The following is a 2,922-nucleotide window of genomic DNA, read 5'->3' on the forward strand; positions in this document are numbered from 1 at the left end:
CAGCGACCGGCACGACATCGGGTGCCACCCGGACGACCGGGGGTACGACCGGCACGACGTCGAGTGCCACCGGGACGACCGGGGATGCCTCAGGCACGGCAGCGGAAGCAACCGGCAGGACCGGGCATTCAGGCGACCGGACCGGGCGTGCAGGTGATCGGACCGTCAGCGCCTGCGCGATGCCGGGTCGAGCGCTGGGCCACGTGCGCGTGACCATCCCGACAGCCGAGACGACAGACCCACCCGGATGAGGGGCACCCGCACCCCACCAGACACGAACGGCGCACAGGGCGGACCCACCTGCCGAGCGGCCCACCACGGGCCACCGAGGAGAGACCCCACCGACACGCACCCCCGCCCACCGATCCCGGGAGAGGCCGAACACCCGGCCGGACCTTCTGCCACGACCCGCCCGGAGGCGACCCCACCACCGTGACCACCGCTACCCCACCGCCGAGACGCCCGTCCATCCACGCCGCGACACACGCGGCCGCGCCACTGGGCCGCAGCGGCAAGGACCCGCCCCGGTGAGCCGACACGACCCGGGACCCACCCGCGGTGTCGGGCTGTCGGCACGCTCGCGCGCGGCGAGGTGCGAAATGACTGCCGGTCGGGTGGTCGCACACGGCGGCAGGAGGTGCATAGACCAGCACATGGAACGAGCAGTAAGGAGCGGACGGGGCGGACGAGACACGGGAAGGAGTATGAGGCTGATCACCCAGACCCGTGAGTTCCCGCGTCGTTCCAGAGGTGTCGGCGGTGCGTGGGCAACGCCACGGTGACAGCGTCGACCGCGGGTCCCTACCGTGGGCAGCGGTCCTCCCCGGTCGGGTCGCAGGACCTGAGACCCCGGGGGCACGGAGATGATCGGACCGACGCCGCGCGCGCATGCGCGCCGTGCGCGGACGCGACACGCCCTCGCCACAGTGCTGGCGGTCGCCGGTGTGGTGCCGGCCGTGCTCGGTGTCGGCGCAGACGGTGGTCAGGAGTCGGCTCTCGTCTCGGACAAGGGCGAGACCGCCGCTGGTGAACCGGCGTGGACGGTCGCAGCCGGGAGCGCCCGGTGGGCGGGAGATGTGCAGGCTGTCGCGCCTGCCGACGACACCGCAACAGGCGTCGCGCTGCCAGCGGTCAGCGGCGTCATCACCGAGAACGCAGCTCGGGTGCGGCTGGCGGGTGGGGTCACGGTTCGCATCGACAGCGATCACGATGCCGAGGACGTCTCGGACGTCACCGCGGGGTCGGGCACCGAGGTGCGTGAGGTCCGGCTGACCCGGCTCGAGGTGTTTCTCGACGGCGACGAGGGTGTCCTCGTCGCCGACGTCGCGTCCCACGAGGTCGCCGGTGTCGCCGCTGCGCACCGCGAGGCCGCGGGTGTCGGCGGTGGGTCCCGTGAGGCCGCGGGTGCGGGCGCTTGGTCCCGCGAGATCGCCGGCGCCGAGGTCGCGTCCACCGAGGTCGCCGGTGACACCGCCGCGAGCTTCGCGAGCGGGACACGCGAGTACACCACGGTCGTCCTCGGTGCGCTCGACCTCACTGACCACCCGCTCACCGTGGCAGACGGCAGGGCGAGGGTCAGCGACGTCCCGATCACCCTGACCGCGGCCGGAGCAGCAGCCCTCGCCGATGAGCCGCTGCCGGACCGCCCCACGGACACAGCCACACCCGATGGGCTCGGGTCGGCGCTGGTTACCGAGACCTCGGGCGCCGCGACCGGACCCGCCGCGGCGGAGGTTCCACGCAACGGCCCCCTGCTCAGCGTCGACCTGGAGCTCGGACCACCGCCGCGGGCGCCGGTCGTGACCGGGAAGCCGCGGGACGCCGCGGTGGGTGTCGGCGAGGACGCGGTGTTCACCACGGCGGTGACCGGTCTGCCGGTGCCGGACATCCGCTGGCAGATCCGCGCCGCCGGGGACGCGAACTGGCGCGACATCCCCGACGGCAGCAGCACCCGGCTCGTGCTCCCGGCCGTCCGCGCAGACCAGCACGGCGCGCAGGTGCGGGCGGTGGTGAGCAACGGTATCGGCCCGGACGTCTTCACCGAGCCCGCCACGCTCACCGTTGCCTCGCCGTCGGTCGCGGTGTTCGCCGCCGACGGCGTGACACCGGTGGAGGAGGTCGCGTACGGCGACACCGTGGTCGTCCGCGGCACCGGCTTCAGCGCAACCTGGACCGGCGACGGAGAAGCAACCGGGACCGGCGACAGCGAACTGGATGACCAGGGTGACAGCGAACCGGACGACCAGGGCGACCAGCGCCTGGACGACCAGGGCGACCAGACGACGGTTGTCGCCTTCGGCAAGCTCGCCGATGAGTGGCGCCCCTCCGTGGGAGCGCCACGTTCGGCGCGGATCGCCGGGGCAGAACGCCGGGTGGCGACCGCGGGCGGTGCCGTCCCCTCGGGCGAGATGCACCAGCCGGACCAGATCGGTGCCGACGGCTCCTTCACCGTCGCGCTCGAGGTCGCCGCGCCGGGCGAGGGGTGGCCGCAGGAGGGCACGTTCGCGGTCTACACCTACGCCGCCGGCGATGTTCCCGACCCGGCCCGGGAGGTTGCCGTACCGGTACGTCTCGTCGCACGACCAGCGCTCGACGTCCGTGCGGCGGACGGCGTGACCGCCGCCGCGGACGCGACGCTCGATCCCGGGGACACCGTCGTGGTCCGCGGCACCGGCTTCGACCCGACCCTGGCGGACGGCACCGTGGTCGCCTTCGGTCGCTTCGCCGAGACCTGGCAGCCCTCCGCCGGCGCACCCACCTCAGCGCGAGCCGTCGGGGCGCAGGTGGTCGTGGCACCCGGAACCCACGACGCCGGCGCGGGCGCGACCCCTGAGGGCGCGGTCCACGGGGCGGGTGCCGAGCTCGGCTCGTCGTCCTTCGGCACGCTCGACCGGTCCGTCCACCAGCCCGCCGTCGGGCTCG

1 protein-coding gene is annotated in these 2,922 nt (G+C 74.1%); it reads left to right on the forward strand.

Annotated features, from left to right (window positions below; genetic code table 11):
• Positions 1–1,076: 1,076 nt before the first annotated feature.
• A partial coding sequence (locus tag Q0195_RS05910; RefSeq protein WP_299275846.1) for an immunoglobulin domain-containing protein occupies positions 1,077–2,922 on the forward strand: 1,846 nt, incomplete at its 3' end.

It is taken from the genome of uncultured Georgenia sp. (assembly GCF_937958535.1).
Taxonomy (GTDB): domain Bacteria; phylum Actinomycetota; class Actinomycetes; order Actinomycetales; family Actinomycetaceae; genus Oceanitalea.